This window comes from Pelomicrobium sp. G1 (assembly GCF_051905455.1).
In the GTDB taxonomy this organism is placed as follows: domain Bacteria; phylum Pseudomonadota; class Gammaproteobacteria; order Burkholderiales; family UBA6910; genus Pelomicrobium.
Genome location: NZ_JBQACR010000014.1, coordinates 1 through 19,608, shown reverse-complemented (window position 1 = coordinate 19,608; position 19,608 = coordinate 1). Strand labels below are relative to the sequence as shown.

11 protein-coding genes and 2 pseudogenes are annotated in these 19,608 nt (G+C 67.6%); 5 read left to right on the top strand and 8 right to left on the bottom strand.

Going from position 1 to position 19,608, the window contains the following annotated elements; translation table 11 throughout:
• Positions 1 to 24 precede the first annotated feature (24 nt).
• Entirely contained in the window at positions 25 to 3,690 is a 3,666-nt protein-coding gene (locus tag ACTFO6_RS13430; RefSeq protein WP_439934952.1) for an EAL domain-containing protein, read from the bottom strand.
• A 145-nt stretch (positions 3,691 to 3,835) separates the two neighbouring features.
• A complete protein-coding gene (locus tag ACTFO6_RS13425) occupies positions 3,836 to 6,820 on the bottom strand; it encodes a bifunctional diguanylate cyclase/phosphodiesterase (RefSeq protein WP_439934951.1) in 2,985 nt (994 codons plus the stop codon).
• 386 nt (positions 6,821 to 7,206) lie between these two features.
• Between ACTFO6_RS13425 and ACTFO6_RS13420 the strand changes: the two are divergent.
• Positions 7,207 to 7,278: pseudogene (locus ACTFO6_RS13420) on the top strand (hypothetical protein); the annotation flags it as partial.
• A gap of 29 nt (positions 7,279 to 7,307) precedes the next feature.
• On the opposite strand, the gene ACTFO6_RS13415 reads toward ACTFO6_RS13420, so the two are convergent.
• The 5 genes from ACTFO6_RS13415 to ACTFO6_RS13395 all read right to left on the bottom strand — a co-directional run bounded on the left by ACTFO6_RS13415 (position 7,308) and on the right by ACTFO6_RS13395 (position 14,028).
• Positions 7,308 to 8,321, bottom strand: coding sequence for a DMT family transporter (locus ACTFO6_RS13415; protein WP_439934950.1), 1,014 nt, complete (start codon positions 8,319 to 8,321; stop codon positions 7,308 to 7,310).
• 85 nt (positions 8,322 to 8,406) lie between these two features.
• Positions 8,407 to 9,630, bottom strand: a complete 1,224-nt coding sequence (locus tag ACTFO6_RS13410) for a CaiB/BaiF CoA transferase family protein (RefSeq protein ID WP_439934949.1) — start codon at positions 9,628 to 9,630, stop codon at positions 8,407 to 8,409.
• Position 9,631: 1 nt separating this feature from the next.
• Positions 9,632 to 10,828 carry an acyl-CoA dehydrogenase gene (locus ACTFO6_RS13405; RefSeq protein WP_439934948.1) on the bottom strand — a complete coding sequence of 399 codons (1,197 nt, stop codon included), beginning with the start codon at positions 10,826 to 10,828 and terminating at the stop codon, positions 9,632 to 9,634.
• Positions 10,829 to 10,911: 83 nt separating this feature from the next.
• A complete protein-coding gene (locus tag ACTFO6_RS13400; RefSeq protein WP_439934947.1) occupies positions 10,912 to 12,972 on the bottom strand; it encodes a TRAP transporter permease in 2,061 nt (686 codons plus the stop codon).
• Positions 12,973 to 13,077: 105 nt separating this feature from the next.
• Positions 13,078 to 14,028, bottom strand: a complete 951-nt coding sequence (locus tag ACTFO6_RS13395) for a TAXI family TRAP transporter solute-binding subunit (RefSeq protein WP_439934946.1) — start codon at positions 14,026 to 14,028, stop codon at positions 13,078 to 13,080.
• 175 nt (positions 14,029 to 14,203) lie between these two features.
• Between ACTFO6_RS13395 and ACTFO6_RS13390 the strand changes: the two genes are divergently transcribed.
• Genes ACTFO6_RS13390 through ACTFO6_RS13375 form a run of 4 tightly spaced genes read left to right on the top strand, consistent with a single transcriptional unit; the run spans position 14,204 to position 18,442 of the window.
• Positions 14,204 to 15,406 carry an efflux RND transporter periplasmic adaptor subunit gene (locus ACTFO6_RS13390; RefSeq protein ID WP_439934945.1) on the top strand — a complete coding sequence of 401 codons (1,203 nt, stop codon included), beginning with the start codon at positions 14,204 to 14,206 and terminating at the stop codon, positions 15,404 to 15,406.
• A 1-nt stretch (position 15,407) separates the two neighbouring features.
• Positions 15,408 to 16,112, top strand: coding sequence for an ABC transporter ATP-binding protein (locus ACTFO6_RS13385; protein ID WP_439934944.1), 705 nt, complete (start codon positions 15,408 to 15,410; stop codon positions 16,110 to 16,112).
• A 1-nt stretch (position 16,113) separates the two neighbouring features.
• Positions 16,114 to 17,271, top strand: coding sequence for an ABC transporter permease (locus ACTFO6_RS13380; RefSeq protein ID WP_439934943.1), 1,158 nt, complete (start codon positions 16,114 to 16,116; stop codon positions 17,269 to 17,271).
• Between the two features lie 4 nt (positions 17,272 to 17,275).
• Positions 17,276 to 18,442: an ABC transporter permease gene (locus ACTFO6_RS13375; protein ID WP_439934942.1), complete on the top strand. Its 1,167-nt coding sequence runs from the start codon at positions 17,276 to 17,278 to the stop codon at positions 18,440 to 18,442.
• A gap of 104 nt (positions 18,443 to 18,546) precedes the next feature.
• Here the strand turns inward: ACTFO6_RS13375 and ACTFO6_RS13370 are convergent.
• A pseudogene (locus tag ACTFO6_RS13370) lies at positions 18,547 to 19,515 on the bottom strand (MBOAT family O-acyltransferase); the annotation flags it as partial.
• Positions 19,516 to 19,608 lie beyond the last annotated feature (93 nt).

Genomic DNA, 19,608 nt, shown 5'->3' with positions numbered 1-19,608 from the left:
TTGGGACACCGGTGCGGAGCCCGGTCAAGGCGGGAGCGCCGGTCGGACGCCGGCGGGGGCGAGGAAGCGGGCGGCAAACTCCTCCGCGGGAAGGGGCGGGCTGCGCAGGTAGCCCTGGTATCCGTCGCAGCCCAGCTCCGCCAGGGTAGCCAGAGTCTCCTCGCGCTCCACGCCCTCGGCCAGCACCGTGAGGTGGAGGCTCCGGGCCATGGCGATGATGGCGCTCGCCACCGCCTGGGCGTTGCGGTTCACCTCGATGTCCTGGACGAACGCCCGGTCGATCTTGATCGCGTCGATGGGCAGCCGGGTGAGCACGGCGAGGGACGAGTAACCGGTGCCGAAGTCGTCGATGGCGATGCGCACTCCCAGTGCCTCGATGCGCTCGAGCACCGCTACCGCCTCGTCCACGTTTTGCATGAGGAGGCTTTCGGTGATTTCCAGCTCCAGGCGCCGGGGCGCGAGGGCGCTGCGCCCGAGGATGCGGGCCAGAGTGTCCGGCAGGTCGGGCCGGAGCTGGGCGCGGGAGAGATTCACGGCGATCCGGGGCACGCGCAGCCCTGCCCGCTCCCATTCGACGACCTGGGCCGCCGCGGCGGCGATCACCCATTCGCCGACGGGACGGATGAGGCCCATCTCCTCGGCCAGCGGGATGAACTCGGCGGGTGGCACCAAGCCCCGCTCCGGGTGGAGCCAGCGGATCAGGGCTTCGGCCCCGATCACCGCTCCGTTGCCGATCGCCACCTGGGGCTGGTAATGCAGGACGAATTCCCCCCGTTCCGTGGCGCCCCGCAGGGCGTTTTCCATGGTCAGGCGCCGCATCGCCCGTCCCATCATTTCCCCGGAGAAGAACTGGTAGTTGTTTCGGCCCTGCTCCTTGGCATGGTACATGGCGGTGTCGGCGTTCTTCATGAGGGTGGAAAGATCCTCCCCGTCGTCCGGGAACACGCTAATGCCGATGCTGCACGAGGTGTTGAGGGTGTGTCCCTCGACGGCGAAGGGGTCGTTCAAGACGTCGAGGAGCTTTTCGGCCACCCGAGCCGCGTCCTGGCTGTGCAGCAGGTCCTGGATCACCACCAGGAATTCGTCGCCACCGAGCCGGGACAAGGTGTCCGTGGCTCGCAGGCTGCCGGACAGGCGGTTCGCCACTTCCTTGAGGAGGGCGTCGCCCACGTGGTGCCCGAGGGAGTCGTTGATGGTCTTGAACCGGTCCAGGTCGATGAAGAGCAGCGCCACTCGGCGCTGGCGGCGCCGCGCTTGGGCCAGGCAGTGGATCGCCCGGTCCTGCAACAGCAGGCGGTTGGGAAGACCGGTGAGGGGATCCCGGGTCGCGAGCTGCTGGATGCGCGCTTCTGCTTGCTTGCGCTCGGTGATGTCCACGGCGAGCCCGATGGCACCGTTCACCTCTCCGGCATCGTTATGGGTGGGAGAGCTGTGGACCTCGAAGTGACGCCCCGCCACCTGGACCTCGTAGACCACCCGCTCTCCCTGCAGGACCCGCCGGGTCTGTTGGATCACCGCCGGCAGGTCCCCGTGCAGCTCCCAGAGGGTGCGGCCCACCGCCTGTCCCGGCCTGAAGCCCAGAGCTTCCAATGCCTTTCCGTCGGAGAAGGTGAAGCGGCCTTCTTGGTCTAGGGTGAAGAGGATGAGGGGTGCGTTGCTAATGGCGGCGTGGAGCAGCGCCTCCTTGCGACGCAGCTCCGACTGGGCGGCTTGCCGCTCGCTCACGTCCCGGGCGATGGACTGGATGGCAAACCCACCCTCGTCCACCAGGGCGGAGGCCACTGCCTCCACCGGCACCGGCGTGCCGTCCAGGCGCAGGTAGGTCTCCTCCAGGGGCGGCACGGAGAAGCCCGCCTTCACCGCCGCGATGCGCTCGGCCACCACTGCGTGGTCCCGGGGGTGAATGAAGTCCAGGAGGGGGCGGCCGAGGATCTCGCCGGCGGATTTCGCACCCAGAAGCGCCAGCCCCGCTGGGTTGATGAACTCGATCACCCCATTCCGGGAAATGAAGATGGCATCGGGGCTCACTTCCACCAGGGCGCGGTAGCGTTGTTCGCTTTTCTTGAGCGCCAGTTCGGCTTGCTTGCGGGAGGTGACGTCCGTGGCCATAACGTAGATGCCGATCACCTTCTGTCCGTCGGAGGAGTCCGGGACCAGAATGACTTCGATCTCCCGCTCCACCCCTTCCGAATGCAGGACCCGGGTGTAGCTCGCGCTCTCGCCGGCCAGCACCCGCCGGAAGTACGGCTCGACCAAGGCGTAGGCCTCTTCGCCGATCACCTCCCGGTGGTGGCGCCCGACCATCCGGTCGGCGAACCAGCCGAAGAGGCCGGCGTAGCGCTGGTTGGCGAAGCGGTAGCGCAAACCGGCGTCCAGGTGGGCGATCATGGCCGGCACGTTCTCGGCGATCAGACGAAGCTGGGCTTCCCGCTGGCGCAGGGCCCGTTCCGCCAGGACGCGGGCGGTCACGTCGGCTCCCGTGCCCCGGTAGCCCCGGAAGCGGCCCTCCGCGTCGAACACCGGCTCGCCGCTGATGGAGACGTAATGGACCTCGCCCTGGCGGTCGACGCTCTCCACCACCAGGTGGCGGAACTGCTGCCGGGCGTCGAGCGCCGCCCGGTGCCGGCGCAGCGCCTCTTCGCCGAGCCGCAGAAAGGGCAGCTCCCAGCGGGTCTTTCCCAGGTACTCCTCCGGCCGCCGGCCGGCGGCCGCGGAGATGCCGCCCGAGATAAAGGTGTAGCGCAGGGACTCGTCCTGCTCCCAGTACCAGTCGGCCGAGAGCTCCGTCAGCCGGCGGAAGCGCTCCTCGCCTTGGCGCAGCGCTTGCTCGGCCGCGAGCTGCTGGGCGTAGAGGCTCGAGAGGGTGAGGGTCGTGACCGAAACGGCAGCGAGGAAGACGAGGAGCGTCAGGGAATGCTCGGGCGCATCCATGCCGGGCAAGGGACCGTCGAGGGCCGTGCCCACCACCGCGCCGGCGGCCACCGCCAAGCTCACCAGAGCTGCGCCTGTCGGCTTGAACCGCAACGCTCCCCAGGCGAGGAGGGGGAACAGGAGGATCCCCATGATGCCCCGGTTTGCCAAGGGCCCGAACGCGCTGCAATACATGGCATAGGCGAGGGTCCCCGCAGCCGCCGCGGCGCAGGCGAGCTCCAGCACCCGCGACGGCCGGACCTGGGATGGGCGGGCTCGCCAGCCGAGAAGTGCCGGGGTCAGCACCAGGACGCCCACCGCGTGGGAGGCGAGCGCCAGGCCCCATACGCCGGCCACTTCTTCCCGCTCGATCAAGCCGAACCCGTAACAGGCCGGCGCCGTGATCGTGGCCGCCACCAGGGCGCTCGAGACGGCGCCCGGGCCGGCGAGGCACAGCACGTCCTTCAGCCGGGTGAGGCCGAAGTTGAACTCCGGCATGCGGGCCAGCACGCCGGCCCCGGCGAGGGCCGCGGCGGCCTCGCCCCCGGCTAGCGCCAGGGCAGCGCCCGGCGTCATGCCCGCGTCGACGAAGACCGCAGCGGTCCCCGCAAAGACGGCGAGGGCAGCCCAAGGGCCGAACAGGAGCACCGCTGCCAGCCCGAGACCCGAGGGCAGCCACAGGGTGGGAAGATGGCCGTGGACGTAGAGGGTGGTGAACCCCACCCAGCCGAGCAGGGCGGCTGCGACCGCGATGCCAAGACCGGTGGCCGCGAGCCTCATGGCTCCGGCGATGGGTGCCGTTCCTCCCTGCAATGGACCTCCTCCGCACCGCCGGCGGGGGGACCGGCGGCGTCTTATTCTGCCTGCGATGATACCCCGTCTGGCTTCCCTTCACCCGCCTTCGTGGGGCCTGCGGCGGCGAAGATCATGCGCCGGGATCCGCCGCGAACGGCAGGGGGATCGGCCGCAGGAAGCGGGCTTCGAACTCGGTGGCCGGCAGGGGCTTGCTGAAGAGATAGCCTTGGTACAGGTCGCATTCCAGCCGCCGCAGCGCATCGAGCTGGCCTTGGGTCTCCACACCTTCCGCTACCACCTTGAGCCGCAGGCTGCGGGCTAGAGCCACGACAGCCCGCACGATGGCGGCGTCGTCCGGATCCGCCTCCAGGTCGCGCACGAAGGAGCGGTCGATCTTGAGGGCGTCGATGGGCAGCCGCTTAAGATAGGAGAGGCTCGAGTATCCGGTGCCGAAATCGTCCACCGAGATAGAGGTACCCAGCCTGCCCAGCTTCTGCAGCGTGGCCACGTGCTCCTCCGTGTTCTGCACCAGCAGGCTCTCGGTAATTTCCAGCTCGAGCTGACCTGGATCAAGCCGGGCGTCCCGCAGCGCCCGGGTCACGGCGCGCGGCAGGTCCGCGTGGCGGACGAACTGGCCGACGGACAGGTTCACCGAGACCCTAAGGTGCGGGTAGCCCGCCAGGTTCCAGGCCTTGCATTGGGCACAGGCCGCTCTCAGCACCCATTCGCCGATGGGCACGATCAAGCCGGTCTCCTCGGCGATCTGGATGAAGCGGGTGGGCAGCACCAGCCCCTTCTCCGGATGCCGCCAGCGCAGCAGAGCCTCCGCCCCTTCCACCTCCCCAGTCATGACGTTGACTTGGGGCTGGAAGTGGAGGACCAGCTCGTTGCGCTCGAGGGCCTGCCGCAGGTCGTTTTCCACCGTCAGCCGCTGCAGCGCCCTCGCGGTCATGTCGCTGGAGAAGAACTGATAGGTGTTCCGGCCCCGCTCCTTGGCGTGGTACATGGCCGTGTCGGCGTTCTTCATCAGGGTGGCGATGTCCTGCCCGTCGTAGGGATGAATGGCGATGCCGATGGAGGCGGTGGTGGCCAGTTGCCGGCCTTGGATGAAATAGGGCTCGGCGAGGTTGCGCAGCAGCTTCTGCGCCACCTGGGCCGCGTCGGTTTCCTCCCGGATGCCGGCGAGCACCACCACGAACTCGTCTCCGCCGAGCCGCGCCAGGGTGTCGTCCCGGCGCACACACTTCTCCAGCCGCTGGGCCACCTGCTTGAGCAGCTCGTCGCCCACGTGGTGGCCCAGGGAATCGTTGATGGTCTTGAACCGGTCCAGGTCGATGAACAGCAGCGCCAGGGACGTTCCGCTGCGCTGGCAGCCGATCAAGTGCTGCTGCAGGCGGTCGTGAAGCAGCACCCGGTTGGGCAGGGCGGTCAAGGGATCGCGGGTGGCGAGATGCTCGATGCGCGCCTCAGCCCGCTTGCGCTCGGTGATGTCGATCACGGAGCCGGCCATGCGCAGGGCCTTGCCGTACCTGTCCCGGGCCGCTTTGCCGCGGCAAAACACCCAGCGGTATTCGCCGTCGGCGGTCCGCACGCGGAACTCGCACTCCAGGTGAGGGCTCGCGCCGCTCACGTGCTCGCTTAGCGCCCGGCGGTAGACCTCCTGGTCTTCCGGATGAATGAGCTCCTCCCACGCAGCCAAGGTGGTGATGGTGCCCTCCGGGTGGCCCAGCATGGAACGAAGCCGCGGCGACACGTAAATGGCCTTGGTGACGGTGTCGATTTCCCACATGCCGTCGCTCGCCCCCTCCATGGCGAGCATGTAGCGCTGCTCGCTCGCCTTGAGCGCCTGCTCGGCGAGCTTGCGCTCGGTGACGTCCCGGGAGGTGAGCACGATGCCGTTGATCCCCGGATAATGCAGCCGGTTTACCCCCACCGTCTCCAGGTAGATCCAGGTACCGTCGGCCTTGCGGTAGCGCAGCTCCATGGAGAACTCGGCGTCGCGGCTTTGCACCAGGCGTAGAAAGGCCTCGCGGGCCGCGTTCGCTTCTCGGGGATGGATGATGCTGAAGGGATTCTTGCCGATGAGCCCGCCGGGGCCGTAGCCCAGGATGCGCTCCGCCGAAGGCGATTCGTACAGGGTCCTGCCGTCAGGATCGTGGATGGTGATGATGTCCTTGGAGTTCTGCACCAGGGCACGGAACTTTTCCTCGGAGCGGGCCAGCGCTTCCAGGGACTCCCGGCGCTGCACGCTGGTGGCGGCCAGCAGCTGGCACATGAGGAGCAACGCGGCGACCGGGACATTCAAGTAGGTAAGCCCCAGCCAGACGGGTTCGGCTGCGAAGGGGCCATTCCCTTGGGACGTGCCCCAGACGGCCGCGGCCGCTGCCAGGACCGCGCCCAGATACGCAAAAGGGGGCGGCAGCCGCAGGGCCGACCAGGCCATGAGGGGAAAGACGAAGGAGGCGAGGGCGATGGCGGCTCCGTGGTCCGCGATCCCCCCGTCGAAAGCGGCGGCTGTGAGGGTCACCTGGGCGATGAGGAGCGCCGTCGCCTCCACGGCATGGCGGGGCGTGAGTCGGGGTTGCGGCGCCCGGGTCCCCGAGAGCAGTAGAGGGGTGACCCCCAGGATGCCCATGGCTTCCCCCATCCACCAGACAGCCCAGAGGGGAGCTATGGAACTGAGGCGCTCGGGGTCGAAGACGGTGAGCGCTAGCGTTCCTGCAGTGGCGGGAATCGCCGCCACTGCGACTGTGATGGCGAGGAGCGCCATCACGTTCTCCAGTCGCTTAAATGTAGCCCGGGTCAAGCCGTAGCGCCGCAGCAGCCGGCCGCCGGCGGCCGGGGCGAGGGCGGCCCCGGCGGCGAAGGCCGCCGCGGTGGCCGGGGAGACCCCCGCGCTCAGGGCAGCGGCCAGTGCCCCAACGAACACGCCGGGCAGGAGCTTGGCGCCGAAATGGGCCACTGCGGCCAGGGCCAGCCCGGCGGCGGGCCAGACGGTGGAGGCCGGCACGGGGGCTGAGAGCAGGGCCCTGGCGAGTTCCGCCAGGCCGAAGTAGGCGGTCGCGACCCCGAGATTAAGCAGCGCGTCACGGACGGCGGGGGAGAGGGTCATCATCGCGTCGGATTGACACCGCAGTTCGAATCATACACTTACCTGCGCCCCCGCGCCCGTCACCCCAGGCGCGGAGGGAGGCGTCCTTGGGGACGGACGCTTCCTCCGGGCGCGGAAAGGTGGGGTATACTGCCCGGCGCGCTTTGCAACGCAACATTCCCGGTGTGCCGAGCTATTGTGCCCTCCTCTTCAGGAGGACCCGCGCTCCGGCAGGGAGAACAGGATCCCCACGACGACGCCCCCGGTTCGGGAGCCCTGCAAGCAGGGATGCTCCATGAGCCAGGGCCCGGGACGGGTGGTGGAGATCGCCGGGGCGCTCGTTTTGGGTCTCGTCGCGGGTGCCCTCTTCGAAGCGGCCCGAGTTCCCTTGCCCTGGCTGGTGGGGCCCCATGGCCGCCATGGCGGCAGCTCGGGGGTTCCACGGGCCCCTCACACCTCCGCCGGGGGGCCGCCAGGCCGGCCAGCTAGTGATCGGCGTGGCCCTCGGCCTCTATTTCACCCCCGACGTGGGCCGCCAAGTGCTGGTATGTGCATCACCGCCAAGATGCTGCACCTGGGCGTGCCGGTGGTTACCGCGTTCCACGTCATTCGTTTTGTCCTGGGGGTGACCTGGCGGATCCATTCTTTCACCTGGCCCGCGGCCTGCCTGGCGGGCAGACAGGCTCAGCCCGTGCAGGGTGAGGAGCGCGAGCGCCCCCATGATCGAGACCATGCCCCAGAACTCGGGCCCGCTGGGGCGCTCGCCCAACTGCAGGGCGGAGGCGAGGACCCCGATCACCGGCACGGCCAGGATGCCCAGGCTGGCGGTACCGGCGGGAAGGCGCTTCAGCACGAAGATCCAGGCGAGCCAGGCGGCTGCGGTACCCACCAGGGAGATGTAGAGGAGGAGGGCGACGAAGGCGCCGGTCCAGCGCACCGGCGGCTGGGGCACGGCCAGGGCCAGAACCACCAGAAGGAGGCTGCCGAAGAGCATCTGCCAAGCGGTGAGGACCAGGGAGTCGGTCCGCTGGCGGGCCTGGAGGCGCTTGACCACGATGGCGCCCGCGGCCCAGGCCAGTCCCGAGCCCACGGCGAGCAGCCCGCTCCCCAGGGTCCCCTGCAGGCGCCATGGTTCCAGGACCAGGATCAACCCGGCCAGGGCCAGGACCACCGCGAGCCATTGCATGCCGCGGATGCGCTCGTCCAGCAGCCAGGCGGCGAGGAGCAGGGTCCAGAAGGGCATAGTGTAGGCGAGGACCGCAGTCTTGCCCGCGCCCCCCGCCACCAGAGCCCATTGGGACAGGCCGGTGAATCCGGCGGTCTGGGCGAGACCGAGCAGCACGGTGGGGGCGAGGGGCGGAGGCTTGAGCCGGCGGCCCAGGGCGAGGAGGGCCGCGAACAGGAAAACGGTGCCAAGGACGGAGCGCAGGGCGGCGAAATCGAAGGGACCGGCGTAGCCGGTCGCGGTCTTCATGATGATCCAGTTGTACCCCCAGACCAGGGTGAGGAGCGCGAGCGCTCCCACGGCCGGCCCTCGCCCCAGCTCGCCCCCGGCCGGGGCCGCCTGGGCCGCGGATCGGCAAGGGGGAGAATCGGCCATCGCGCGCCGTTCAGACGATGCCGCGCCGGCGAAGCACCGCCACTTCTTCGTCGCCCATGTTGAGCAGCGACCCGAGCACCTCCCCGGTGTCCTGTCCGAGGGCCGGGGGCGCTCGCCGGTATTCCACCGGGGTGCGGGAGAGGCGCAGCGGGCTCGCCACCAGGGGGACGATCCCGCTGCACGGGTGGGGAAGGGATACGGTCATGCCCCGGTGGACCACCTGGGGATGGCTGAACACCTGATCCAGGGTGTTGATGGGGCCGCAGGGAATGCCGGCCGGCTCCAGCAGGGCGAGCCACTCGCCGGTGGAGTGCGCCGCCATCGTCTCGGCGATCATCGGAATCAGGGCGTCGCGGTGGGCGACCCGGGCGGCGTTGGTGGCGAAGCGGGGGTCCGCGGCGAGCGCCGGACGGCCGGCCAGCTCGCAGAAGCGGCCGAACTGCCGGTCGTTGCCGATGGCGAGGATCAAGTGCCCGTCCCGGGTGCGGAACGTCTGGTAGGGGACGATGTTGGGATGGGCGTTGCCCAGGCGCCGGGGCGGCGTGCCGCTCACCAGGTAGTTCATCGCCTGGTTGGCGAGCATCGCCACCTGGCAGTCGAGGAGCGCCAGATCGATGTACTGGCCCTCGCCGGTGCGCTCCCGGTGGGCCAAGGCGGCGAGCACCGCCACCGCCGCGTACATGCCGGCGAAGAGATCGGCCACCGCCACCCCCGCCTTCATAGGGCCGCCGCCCGGCACGTCGTCCGGCTCGCCGGTGATGCTCATGAGGCCCCCTATGCCCTGGATCATGAAGTCGTAGCCGGCGTAGCCGCTGTAGGGCCCGTCCTGGCCGAAGCCGGTGATGGAGCAATACACTAGCCCGGGATTCAGCGCCTTGAGGTTCTCGTAGTCCAGGCCGTAGCGGGCAAGGGCGCCCACCTTGAAATTCTCCAGCACCACGTCGCATCGGGCCGCCAGCCGCCGGGCGATGGTCTGGCCCTCGGCGGTGGAAATGTCCAGGGTGACCGATTTCTTGCCCCGGTTCGCGGACAGAAAATAGGCGGATTCGGCGGTCTCGCCGCCGTGCTTATCCTTCAACCACGGCGGCCCCCACTCGCGGGTGTCGTCGCCGGTGCCCGGACGCTCGATCTTGATTACCTCGGCGCCCAGATCGGCGAGCACCTGGCCCGCCCACGGGCCGGCGAGGACGCGGGAGAGATCGAGGACGCGAACATGGGAAAGGGGACCGGGCATGTCATGCGCTGAAGGCCTGGATGCCCGTCTGGGCGCGGCCCAGGATCAAGGCGTGGATGTCATGGGTGCCTTCGTAGGTGTTTACCGCCTCCAGGTTCATCACATGGCGGATCACGTGGTACTCGTCGCTGATGCCGTTGCCGCCGTGCATGTCCCGGGCGAGGCGCGCGATCTCCAGGGCCTTGCCGCAGGAATTGCGCTTGAGCATGGACACCATCTCCGGCGTGGCGCGGCCCTCGTCCATGAGGTGCCCCAGCCGCAGCACCGCCTGCAGTCCCAGGGCGATCTCGGTTTGCATGTCGGCGAGCTTCTTCTGGATGAGCTGGTTGGCGGCGAGCGGCCGGCCGAATTGGCTGCGCTCCAGGGTGTAGTTGCGGGCCGCGTGCCAACAGAACTCGGCCGCCCCCAAGGCGCCCCAGGCGATGCCGTAGCGGGCCTTGTTGAGGCAGCCGAAGGGGCCCTTCAGGCCCTTCGCCCCGGGGAGCAGGTTCCCTTCCGGGACGAAGACGTCGTCCATGACGATCTCCCCCGTGACGGAAGCGCGCAAGGAGAACTTGCCCTCGATCTTGGGGGCGGAAAGCCCCTTCATGCCCTTCTCTAAAATGAAGCCGCGGATCTCTCCCTCGTCGTCCTTGGCCCAGACGACGAACACGTCGGCAATGGGGGAGTTGGTGATCCATGTCTTCGCGCCGCGCAAAGCATAGCCCCCCTGGACCTTTCTCGCCCGGCTTTCCATGCCGCCGGGGTCGGAGCCGTGGTTGGGCTCGGTGAGGCCGAAGCAGCCCGCGAGCTCCCCGGTGGCGAGCCGGGGCAGGTACTTCTGCTTCTGCTCCTCGGAGCCGTAGGTGTAGATCGGGTACATGACCAGGCTGGACTGCACGCTCATGGCGGAGCGGTAGCCCGAGTCCACCCGCTCCACTTCCCGGGCGATCAGGCCGTAGCACACGTGGTTTACCCCGGCGCAGCCGTAGCCCTCCAAGGTGGCGCCGAGAAAGCCCAGGGCCCCCATCTCGTTCAGGATCTCGCGGTCGAAGCGCTCGTGGCGGTTGGCTTCGAGGATGCGGGGCATGAGCTTGCCCTGGCAGTAGTCGCGGGCGGCGTCGCGCACCATGCGCTCTTCTTCCGTGAGCTGGTCCTCGAGGAGCAAGGGGTCGTCCCACCGGAAGACGGGTTTGACGGGAGGATGGTCGCGTTTCATGGGAAGCTCCGGAGCACGGATGGACAACGGGGGTGCGGGGAAACGCCGTCCATTTTACACCCGGCCCGCGGAGTGGGGCTGGGTCACGCCGTGCGGGTAGCGCGGGCCTTGCGCGAGCGCCAGCCGTGGAGGAGCAGGGTGAGGGCGCAGAGCCCGAAGCCGATCTCGTCGGTGATGGGCAGGGCTACCACCAGGAAAAACGCCCCGGCCGCGGCCAGGAACCGCTCGGCCCAAGCGAGGGGCGCCCACAGGTAGCCGATGCTAGCCGCGCCCCACAGGCCGATGGAGAGCAGGGCCTTGAGGACGATGTAGATGACGTCCACCGCGTCCCCGGTCTGGAGCATGAGGGCCGGGGCGTACACCGCCATGTAGGGAACCACGAACCCGGCGATCGCCACCCGCATCGCCTGGACCCCGATCCTGAGCCCCGAGGTGCGGGCGATGGGTGCCGCCGCGTACGCCGCCAGCGCCACCGGCGGCGTCAGGTCCGCCATGATGCCGAAATAGAACACGAACATGTGGGACACGATCAGGGGCACGCCCAGCTCCAGCAGGGCCGGGGCGGCCAGGGAGCTGGTGATGATGTAATTCGGAATGGTGGGGATCCCCATGCCCAGCACCAGGCAGGTGAGCATGGTGAGCACCAGGGATAGGAACAGGTTGTGCTCTCCCAGGCGGATGATGTAGCCGGCGAAGGTGGTGGCGGCGCCGGTCAAGGTCAGCACGCCGATGATGACCCCCACCAGGGCGCAGGCGACCCCCACCGACAGGGCGTGCTTGGCGCCCTCGGCCAGGCCGTTGACGGCGAGCCGGAGCGCCGCCCGCCCGCCCCGCACGAACAGGTTGATCGCCACGAGCAGCCCGATGACGGCGAAGACCGCGGTGATGCCGTACTTGAAGAAGGCCGAGGACAGCACGCCCAGCAGCACCCAGAAGAGGACCCGCAGCCCGAAGGGGCCGATGCGCGCCGCCACGGCCGTGCCGAAGATGAGGATCACGGTGAGGGCGAGCCCTACGGTGCCGGAGAAGAGGGGCGTGTAGCCGGAGAAGAGGAGGTAAACCAGCACGGCCAGGGGCAGCACCAGGTACCAGCCGGCGCGCACCGCGGCCCAGGGGTCGGGACACTCCTCCTTGGGCAGTCCCAGCAGGCCCAGCCGCCCGGCCTCCAGGTGTACCATCCAGAAGGCGGTGGCGAAATAGAGCAGCGCCGGGATGATGGCCGCCTTGACGATCTCCACGTAGGGCACGCCGATGGTCTCGGCCATGATGAAGGCGACCGCCCCCATCACCGGGGGCATGATCTGGCCTCCCATGCTGGCGGTGGCCTCCACGCCCCCGGCGAACTCGGGACGGTAGCCGAAGCGCTTCATGAGGGGAATGGTGAATTGGCCGGTGGTCACCACGTTGGCCACCCCCGAGCCGTTCACCGTTCCCATGAGCCCCGAGGCCACTACCGCCACCTTGGCGGGTCCGCCCCGGGTATGGCCCACGGTGCCCATGGAGAAATCGGTGAATAGCTTGATCATCCCCGCCTGCTCGAGGAAGGTGCCGAACAGGATGAAGAGGTAGATGTAGGTGGAGGAGACGTAGGTGGGGATGCCGTAGATGCCCTCGGTGCCGAAGGAAAGCTGGTTGATCACCTGGTCGAAGCCGTAACCCCGGTGGGCCAGGGCTCCGGGCAGGTGATGGCCGAAGAGGGCGTAGGCGAGGAACGCGGCACAGATCAGGGGCAGGGCCGCCCCCATGACGCGCCGCGCCGCTTCGAACACTAGCACGAGCACCGCTACGCCCACGATCATGTCCTCCCGGGTGAGGTCCCCGGAGCGCAGAATCAGCTCCTCCTCGAAGATCCACTGGTAAAAGCCTAGGGCGAAGCCGATGATTCCCATTGCCCAACCGACCCAGGCGTCGCGCCGCCCGCCGCGCTGGAAGGTGGGGAACAGGGCGAAGGCCAGGAGCATGAGGAAGCCCACATGCAGCGAGCGCATGACCAGGCTCGACAGGGGCGCGTAGGCGGCGGTGAAGACCTGGTAGGCGGAGAAGGCGACGCCGATGGCGAAGATCGCCTTCGCGGCCCGGGCCGACTGCTCGGGCGGGTGGAAGAAAGGGTCGGTCCCGGCGGCGGGGGGTGGGAACGAGGACATGGGAGAGCCTCGAGGCGTGACGGACCGCAGCGGGGAAACGAAAAAAAGCGGGGCGCTTCCCGGCGGTTCCGGTCCGGCGCCCCGCGCTCCTTCGGTCCAGGGCGGCTACTTGATCAGGCCTTTTTCCTTATAGAAGCGCTCGGCCCCGGGGTGCAGGGGCACGGGCATGCCCCTTAGGGCGTTCTCCAGCTTGATGGCTTTGGCGGCGGCGTGGGCGGCCACCATCTGGTCCAGGTTCTCGAACATGGCCTTGGTCATCTTATACACCAGATCCGCCGGCACGCCCTCGTGGGTCACCAGGTAGTTGGCGATGGCGGCGGTGGGCACGTCCTGGGTCTGGCCCTCGTAGGTGCCGGCAGGGATGACGGCCGGCTGGTAGGCCGGATCGCCCACCTTGGCCACCACGTCGGGCGGAATGGGCACCACCACGATTCTCACCGCAGTGGCCAGATCCCGGATGGAGGCCACTCCCAGCCCCGCGGACTGAAGGGTGGCGTCGAGCTGACGGTTCTTGATCAGCTCCACCGACTCGCCGAAGGGAAGATACTCCACCTTGCCCAGGTCCTTGTACGAGAGGCCTGCGGCCTTGAAGACGGCCCGGGCGTTGAGTTCAGTGCCCGACTTGGGGGCGCCCACCGACACCCGCTTGCCCTTGAGGTCGGCCAGGGTCTTGATGCCCGATTCGGCGCTCGCCACGATTTGCACGTAGTTGTTATAGATGGCGGCGACCCCCCGCAGCTTCTTGAGGGGCGCCTTAAAGCCCGCCTCCTCGTTGCCGTTCCAAGCGTCCGACAAGGCGTCGCCCAGGGTGAAGGCGATTTCGCCGCGGCCGGCCTGGAGCAGGTTCAAGTTCTCCACCGAGGCCTTGGTGGACTGCACCGTGGACTTCGCTTCGGGAATCGCCTTGGTGTAGATCTGGGAGAGGGCTACGCCCAACGGATAGTAAATGCCGGCGGTGCCGCCGGTCAGCACATTGATGAACTGCTGCTGGGCGACGGCGGGTACAGCGGCCAGGACGGACAAGCTAAGCAGGATAAGGCGCAGGGTGCTGATCATCGGTTTCCTCCGGCTGTTTTCGGCGATCGGTTTGTTATCAGGCAGGTAGGGCCCGGAGCCCTGCCTTTTTTAACACGCGGCCGCTTGGGCTGACAACCCGTCGGCTGCGGTTCTGGGCCATAATCTGCCCTTTTTTTGGGAAGGGCGGCGCCCTCCGCGCTGCCCCCGGAAAGCTGTGCCTAGCCAGGACCTGGAGCGCCTCAAGATCGACCGCCGGCTCCCGCGCCGCCGCCGGCGCTTTGCGCCGGCGCTCATCGCCGTCGTCCTGGCCGTCGCCGCGGGCGCCTACTGGTACTTCTTCCAGGCGCGGGTGGAGGTGCGGGCCGCCACGGTAGTCCAGGTGTTCCCCTCCCAGAAATACACCCTGCTCAACGCCACCGGCTACGTGGTCCCCCAGCGCAAGGCGGCGGTGGCGTCCAAGGCCACCGGGCGCCTGGAATGGCTGGGGGTGGCGGAAGGCAGCCAGGTCCGGGCGGGTGAGCTCATCGCCCGGCTGGAGAATCGCGACGTGGTGGCCGCCCGGGACCAGGCGGCGGCCCAGTTGCGGGTGGCCCGGGCCAACCTGGCCCAGGCGGAGGCCGAGCTTGCCGACGCGCAGCGGGCCCTGGAGCGGACCCAGGAGCTGGCGGCCAAGAACTTCATCTCCCAGGCAGCCCTGGACCAGGCGGTGGCGCGCCGGGACAAGGCCGTCGCGGCGGTGGCCGGGGCGAAGGCCGCCATCGCCGTAGCGGAGGCGGGACTGCGCTCGGCCGAGATCGCTGTGGAGCAAACCCTGATCCGCGCCCCCTTCGATGGGGTGGTGCTGGTCAAGCACGCCAACATCGGCGACGTGGTCTCCCCCTTCAACCCCTCGCCCGAATCCAAAGGAGCGGTGGTGTCCATGGCGGACATGAGTACCCTGGAAGTGGAGACGGATGTCTCCGAGGCGAACCTGTCCAAGGTATCGGTGGGCCAGCCGTGCGAGATCCAACTGGACGCGCTGCCGGAGGCCCGTTTCGAGGGCGTGGTGCGGCGTATGGTGCCCACGGTGGACCGCTCCAAGGCCACGGTGCTGGTCAAGGTGGGTTTCGTCGAGTTGGATCCCCGGATCCTGCCCGACATGAGCGCTCGGGTCGCCTTCCTGTCCCGGTCTGTGCCCCCGGAGGAGCGTACCCCTCGCTTGGCGGTGGTGTCGGAGGCGATCATGGAACGAGACGGTCGCACCCTGGTGTTCGTCATCGATTCCTCAGGGCGCGCCGTCGCTACCCCCGTGGAAGTGGGCGAGCCCATCGGCGATCTCGTGGAGGTGCGCCGGGGGCTCGCGGCCGGCCAGACAGTGGTGAAATTGCCGCCCCGGGACCTGCGCGACGGGGCGCGAGTGGCGGTCGCGACTTCCTGACATGACCTCAGAAGAACCGCACGCGGAAGGGCCGCGCCGCAACGCGGTGGAGGTCCGGCATCTCTTCAAGGCCTACCGGCGCGACGGGCACGTCCTGCCCGTGCTCACCGACGTGAGCCTCGACGTTCCCGAAGGCGAGTTCCTCGCCCTGATGGGTCCCTCGGGGTCGGGCAAAAGCACCCTGCTTAACTTGATCGCCGGCATCGACCGTCCCGACGAAGGTCGTATCGTGGTGGCGGGGGAGGACATCACCCGGCTCACGGAGACGGATCTCGCTGACTGGCGCGCCGCCCACGTGGGCTTCGTCTTCCAGTTCTACAACCTGATCCCGGTACTCACAGCCCTGGAAAACGTAGAGCTACCCCTGCTCCTGACCGGGCTGCCCGGGTCCGAGCGGCGCGAGCGGGCCGCCGCGGCGCTGGCCCTGGTGGGGCTTGAGGACCGCCTGGCGCATTACCCTGCCCAGCTCTCCGGCGGGCAGCAGCAGCGGGTGGCCATCGCCCGCGCCATCGTTACCGACCCGACCCTGATCGTGGCCGACGAGCCCACCGGGGACTTGGACCGGGTCTCCGCCGGGGAAGTGCTCGATCTCCTGAACCGGTTGAACGGGGAGTTGGGCAAGACCATCGTCATGGTCACCCACGACCAGCGGGCCGCTGAGCGGGCCCACGTGGTGCGGCACCTGGAGAAGGGGGAGCTCAAGTAGCGTGTACACGCTCAAGCTCATCCTGCGCAACGCCTTGCGCCACAAGCTGCGCACGACGCTGACCGCCCTGGGCATCGTGGTGGCCATCGTCGCCTTTGGCCTCCTACAGACCATCGTGGACGCCTGGTACGCGGGGGCGGCGGGCGCTTCCGCCACGCGCCTCGTGACCCGCAACGCCATCTCCCTGGTGTTTCCCCTGCCCTTGAGCTACCAAGCGAAAATCCGTAGCGTTCCCGGGGTCACGGGCGTCTCTCACGCCAACTGGTTCGGCGGCGTTTACGTCTCGGAGAAAAATTTCTTCCCCCAGTTCGCGGTGGAGGCGGAGAGCTATTTCCGCCTATACCCCGAGTACCGAGTGCCCCAGGACCAATTCCGGGAGTTCCTGCGCGACCGCCGTGGCGCCATCGTGGGGCGCAAGACGGCGCAGACTTTCGGCTTCCGGATAGGGGACGTGGTGCCCCTCAAAGGTACCATCTACCCGGGCGACTGGCAGTTCGTGGTGCGGGGCATCTACACGGGGGCGGATTCCCGCACCGACGAGTCCCAGTTCTTTTTCCATTGGACCTATCTCAACGAGTACGTGCGGGAGCGGCTTCCGCGCCGGGCGGACACGGTGGGTGTCTACGTGGTGCAGGTGGCCTCCGCCGAGGACGTGCCGCGGGTGGCCGAGGCGATCGACGCCCTGTTCCGCAACTCCCTCGCCGAGACCCGCACCGAGAGCGAACAGGCGTTCCAGCTTTCCTTCGTGTCCATGACGGAGGCGATCCTGATCCTGATTCGGGTGGTCTCCTTCGTGGTGATCGCCATCATCCTGGCAGTGATGGCCAACACCATGGCCATGACCGCCCGGGAGCGGGCTTCCGAGTACGCGACCTTCAAGGCCCTGGGTTTCCGCCCGTCCTTCCTGGCGGGGCTCATCTTCGGCGAGTCCCTGGCCATCGCCGTGACGGCCGGCGCCCTCGGGATCGCCCTCACGTTTCCCGTCTCCCGACGCTTCGCCCAAGCCATGGGCACCCTGTTCCCGGTGTTCGAGGTCTCGGGCTCGACGGTGGCGCTGCAGCTCGCCTGCGCCTGCGCGGTGGGGGCGGCTGCGGCCGTGCTTCCGGCGTGGCGGGCGGCCCGGGTTCCCGTGGCGGAGGGGCTGCGCAACATCGGATAAGCCCATGGCGGTTCCGCTCTCCTACTCGATCCGCAACCTGCGCACCCGTCGGCTCACTACGGCCCTCACGGCGGGCGGCATGGCGCTGGTGGTCTTCGTGTTCGCTACGGTGCTGATGCTGGAGGCGGGCCTGCGGGCGACCCTGGTGCAGACGGGTACCTACGACAACGTGGTGGTGACTCGCCGCGCCGCCGGCACCGAGGTGCAGAGCTCGGTGGAACGGGTGCAAGCCATGATCGTGGAGGCCCAGCCGGAAGTGGCCCTCGCCCCGGACGGCGCGCCTTTCGCCTCCCGCGAGACGGTGGTACTGATCACCCTGCCCAAGCGCTCGAGCGGCGACCCGTCCAACGTGGTGATTCGGGGCGTCGGGCGTCACGGCCTGCAGCTTCGCTCCCAGGTGCGGCTGGTGGAAGGGCGGCTGTTCCGGCCCGGGGCCTCCGAGATCATCGCCGGCCGCGCCATCGCCGAGCGCTTCGTCGGTGCCGGCATTGGTGAACGGCTGCGCTTCGGCATGCGCGACTGGGCGGTGGTGGGGATTTTTGATGCCGAGGGAATGGGCTTCGATTCCGAGGTGTGGGGCGATGCCGACCAGCTCATGCAGGCTTTCCGCCGCAACGCTTATTCTTCGGTGGTGCTCAAGCTCTCCGACCCGGCCGCATTCGACGCCTACAAACGCCGCGTCGAGGCGGACCCGCGGCTCACGGTAGAAGCGAAGCGGGAGGCACAATTCTACGCCGACCAGTCCCAAGTGCTGGCCGACTTCATCCGTATCCTGGGGATAACACTCTCCGTCATCTTTTCCATCGGCGCGGTGATCGGCGCCATGGTCACCATGTATTCCGCAGTGGCCAACCGCACGCGGGAGATCGGCACCCTGCGGGCTCTGGGGTTTCGCCGCGCAAGCATCTTGGCCGCGTTCCTGGCCGAGTCGGTGGCTCTTGCCCTGGCGGGCGGCGCGGCCGGACTCGTCGCAGCCTCCCTCATGCAGTTCGTGACCGTGTCTACCACCAACTGGCAGTCGTTCTCGGAGCTCGCCTTCCGCTTCACCCTGACGCCCGGGATCGTGATGCAATCGCTCCTTTTCTCCGCCCTCATGGGCCTCGCCGGCGGCTTCCTTCCCGCGCTGCGAGCCTCCCGGCTCAACATCGTGGACGCCCTGCGGGAGGCGTAAACCGCGACGCCCGGCGTTCCACCTAGTCTGTCAGGTTGAAGGACTACTGGTAAATAGTGACGATTTACTGTCGAAAGGAAGGCCATGCCTTGGACCGGTCAAAACTAAAATTGAAAATATATGAACGGCAGCGTATCCGTCGACACCACGGTCAACGCGTAAACGCAGCAGGAAAATGCAGCGGCTTTCGCGATGGGTGAAAGTCGGGAAACCACGTCATAGAGCGAGCTATCCAATTTTTTTGGCGTGAAGTGGATTAAGGCCCCCACCGCAAGAGCTAGATAGCCTTGCCAATAAGGTGGCGTGCTATCCTCGGTCCACGAAAGAACGGTCGTTATGTAACTCGCCGCCTCGGACAGGGACTCGGTGATAAACAAGACCCTAGCGAGGGAAACAAAGCTGAATACGAGGAATATCCGAACCACCAGCAGAAGATTTGTGGGGAGCTGCGGGCTTAGACTCATCGCTTTGTTTCGTCCCCTTGCAATCCGCTCAATGCACACCAGGGCTCCGTGCGCAGCTCCGTACAAGACGAAATTCCACCCGGCACCGTGCCATAGGCCGATGGCGACGAAGGTGACGATTATGTTGAGATACACATTGCCACGTTTCGAGCCGCCCAGAGAGAAAAAGAGGTAGTCTCTGAAAAAACTAGACATGGAAATATGCCAGCGCTGCCAAAAGTTGGAGACACTGGTTGCAAGGTAAGGACGATCAAAGTTCATGGGCAAGTCGTACCCGAACAGCCGCGCGCTGCCCCTGGCAATGTCCGTATACCCAGAAAGATCAAAGTAGATTTGAAAGCTGTAGGCGTAGAGGGCAAGCAGGAGGAACCAGGATGGATACTGCTCCGTTGCCACCAAAGCAGGATTGACTAGATAGGCTGCTAAAGTGTCGGCGAAAACGATTTTCTTCACTAAGCCCTTTGTTATCAGATAAAAGCCTTCGTTGAGATACTCTAGTGTCGCCTGCGCTGGACCATGGCGCAGTTGAGGCAGGAGTACGCCCGCTCTTGAAATTGGACCAGAAGTGACGTGAGGGAAGAAGGCGATAAATAAGGCAAAATCTCGTAAAGATGGCGGCTCAGTGTGCGGTGGTCACGGTAGCTTGGACAGCCACCGGGGAGGAATAAGCTAAGGCTGGTGCCGGAGATATGGTTTTGACTT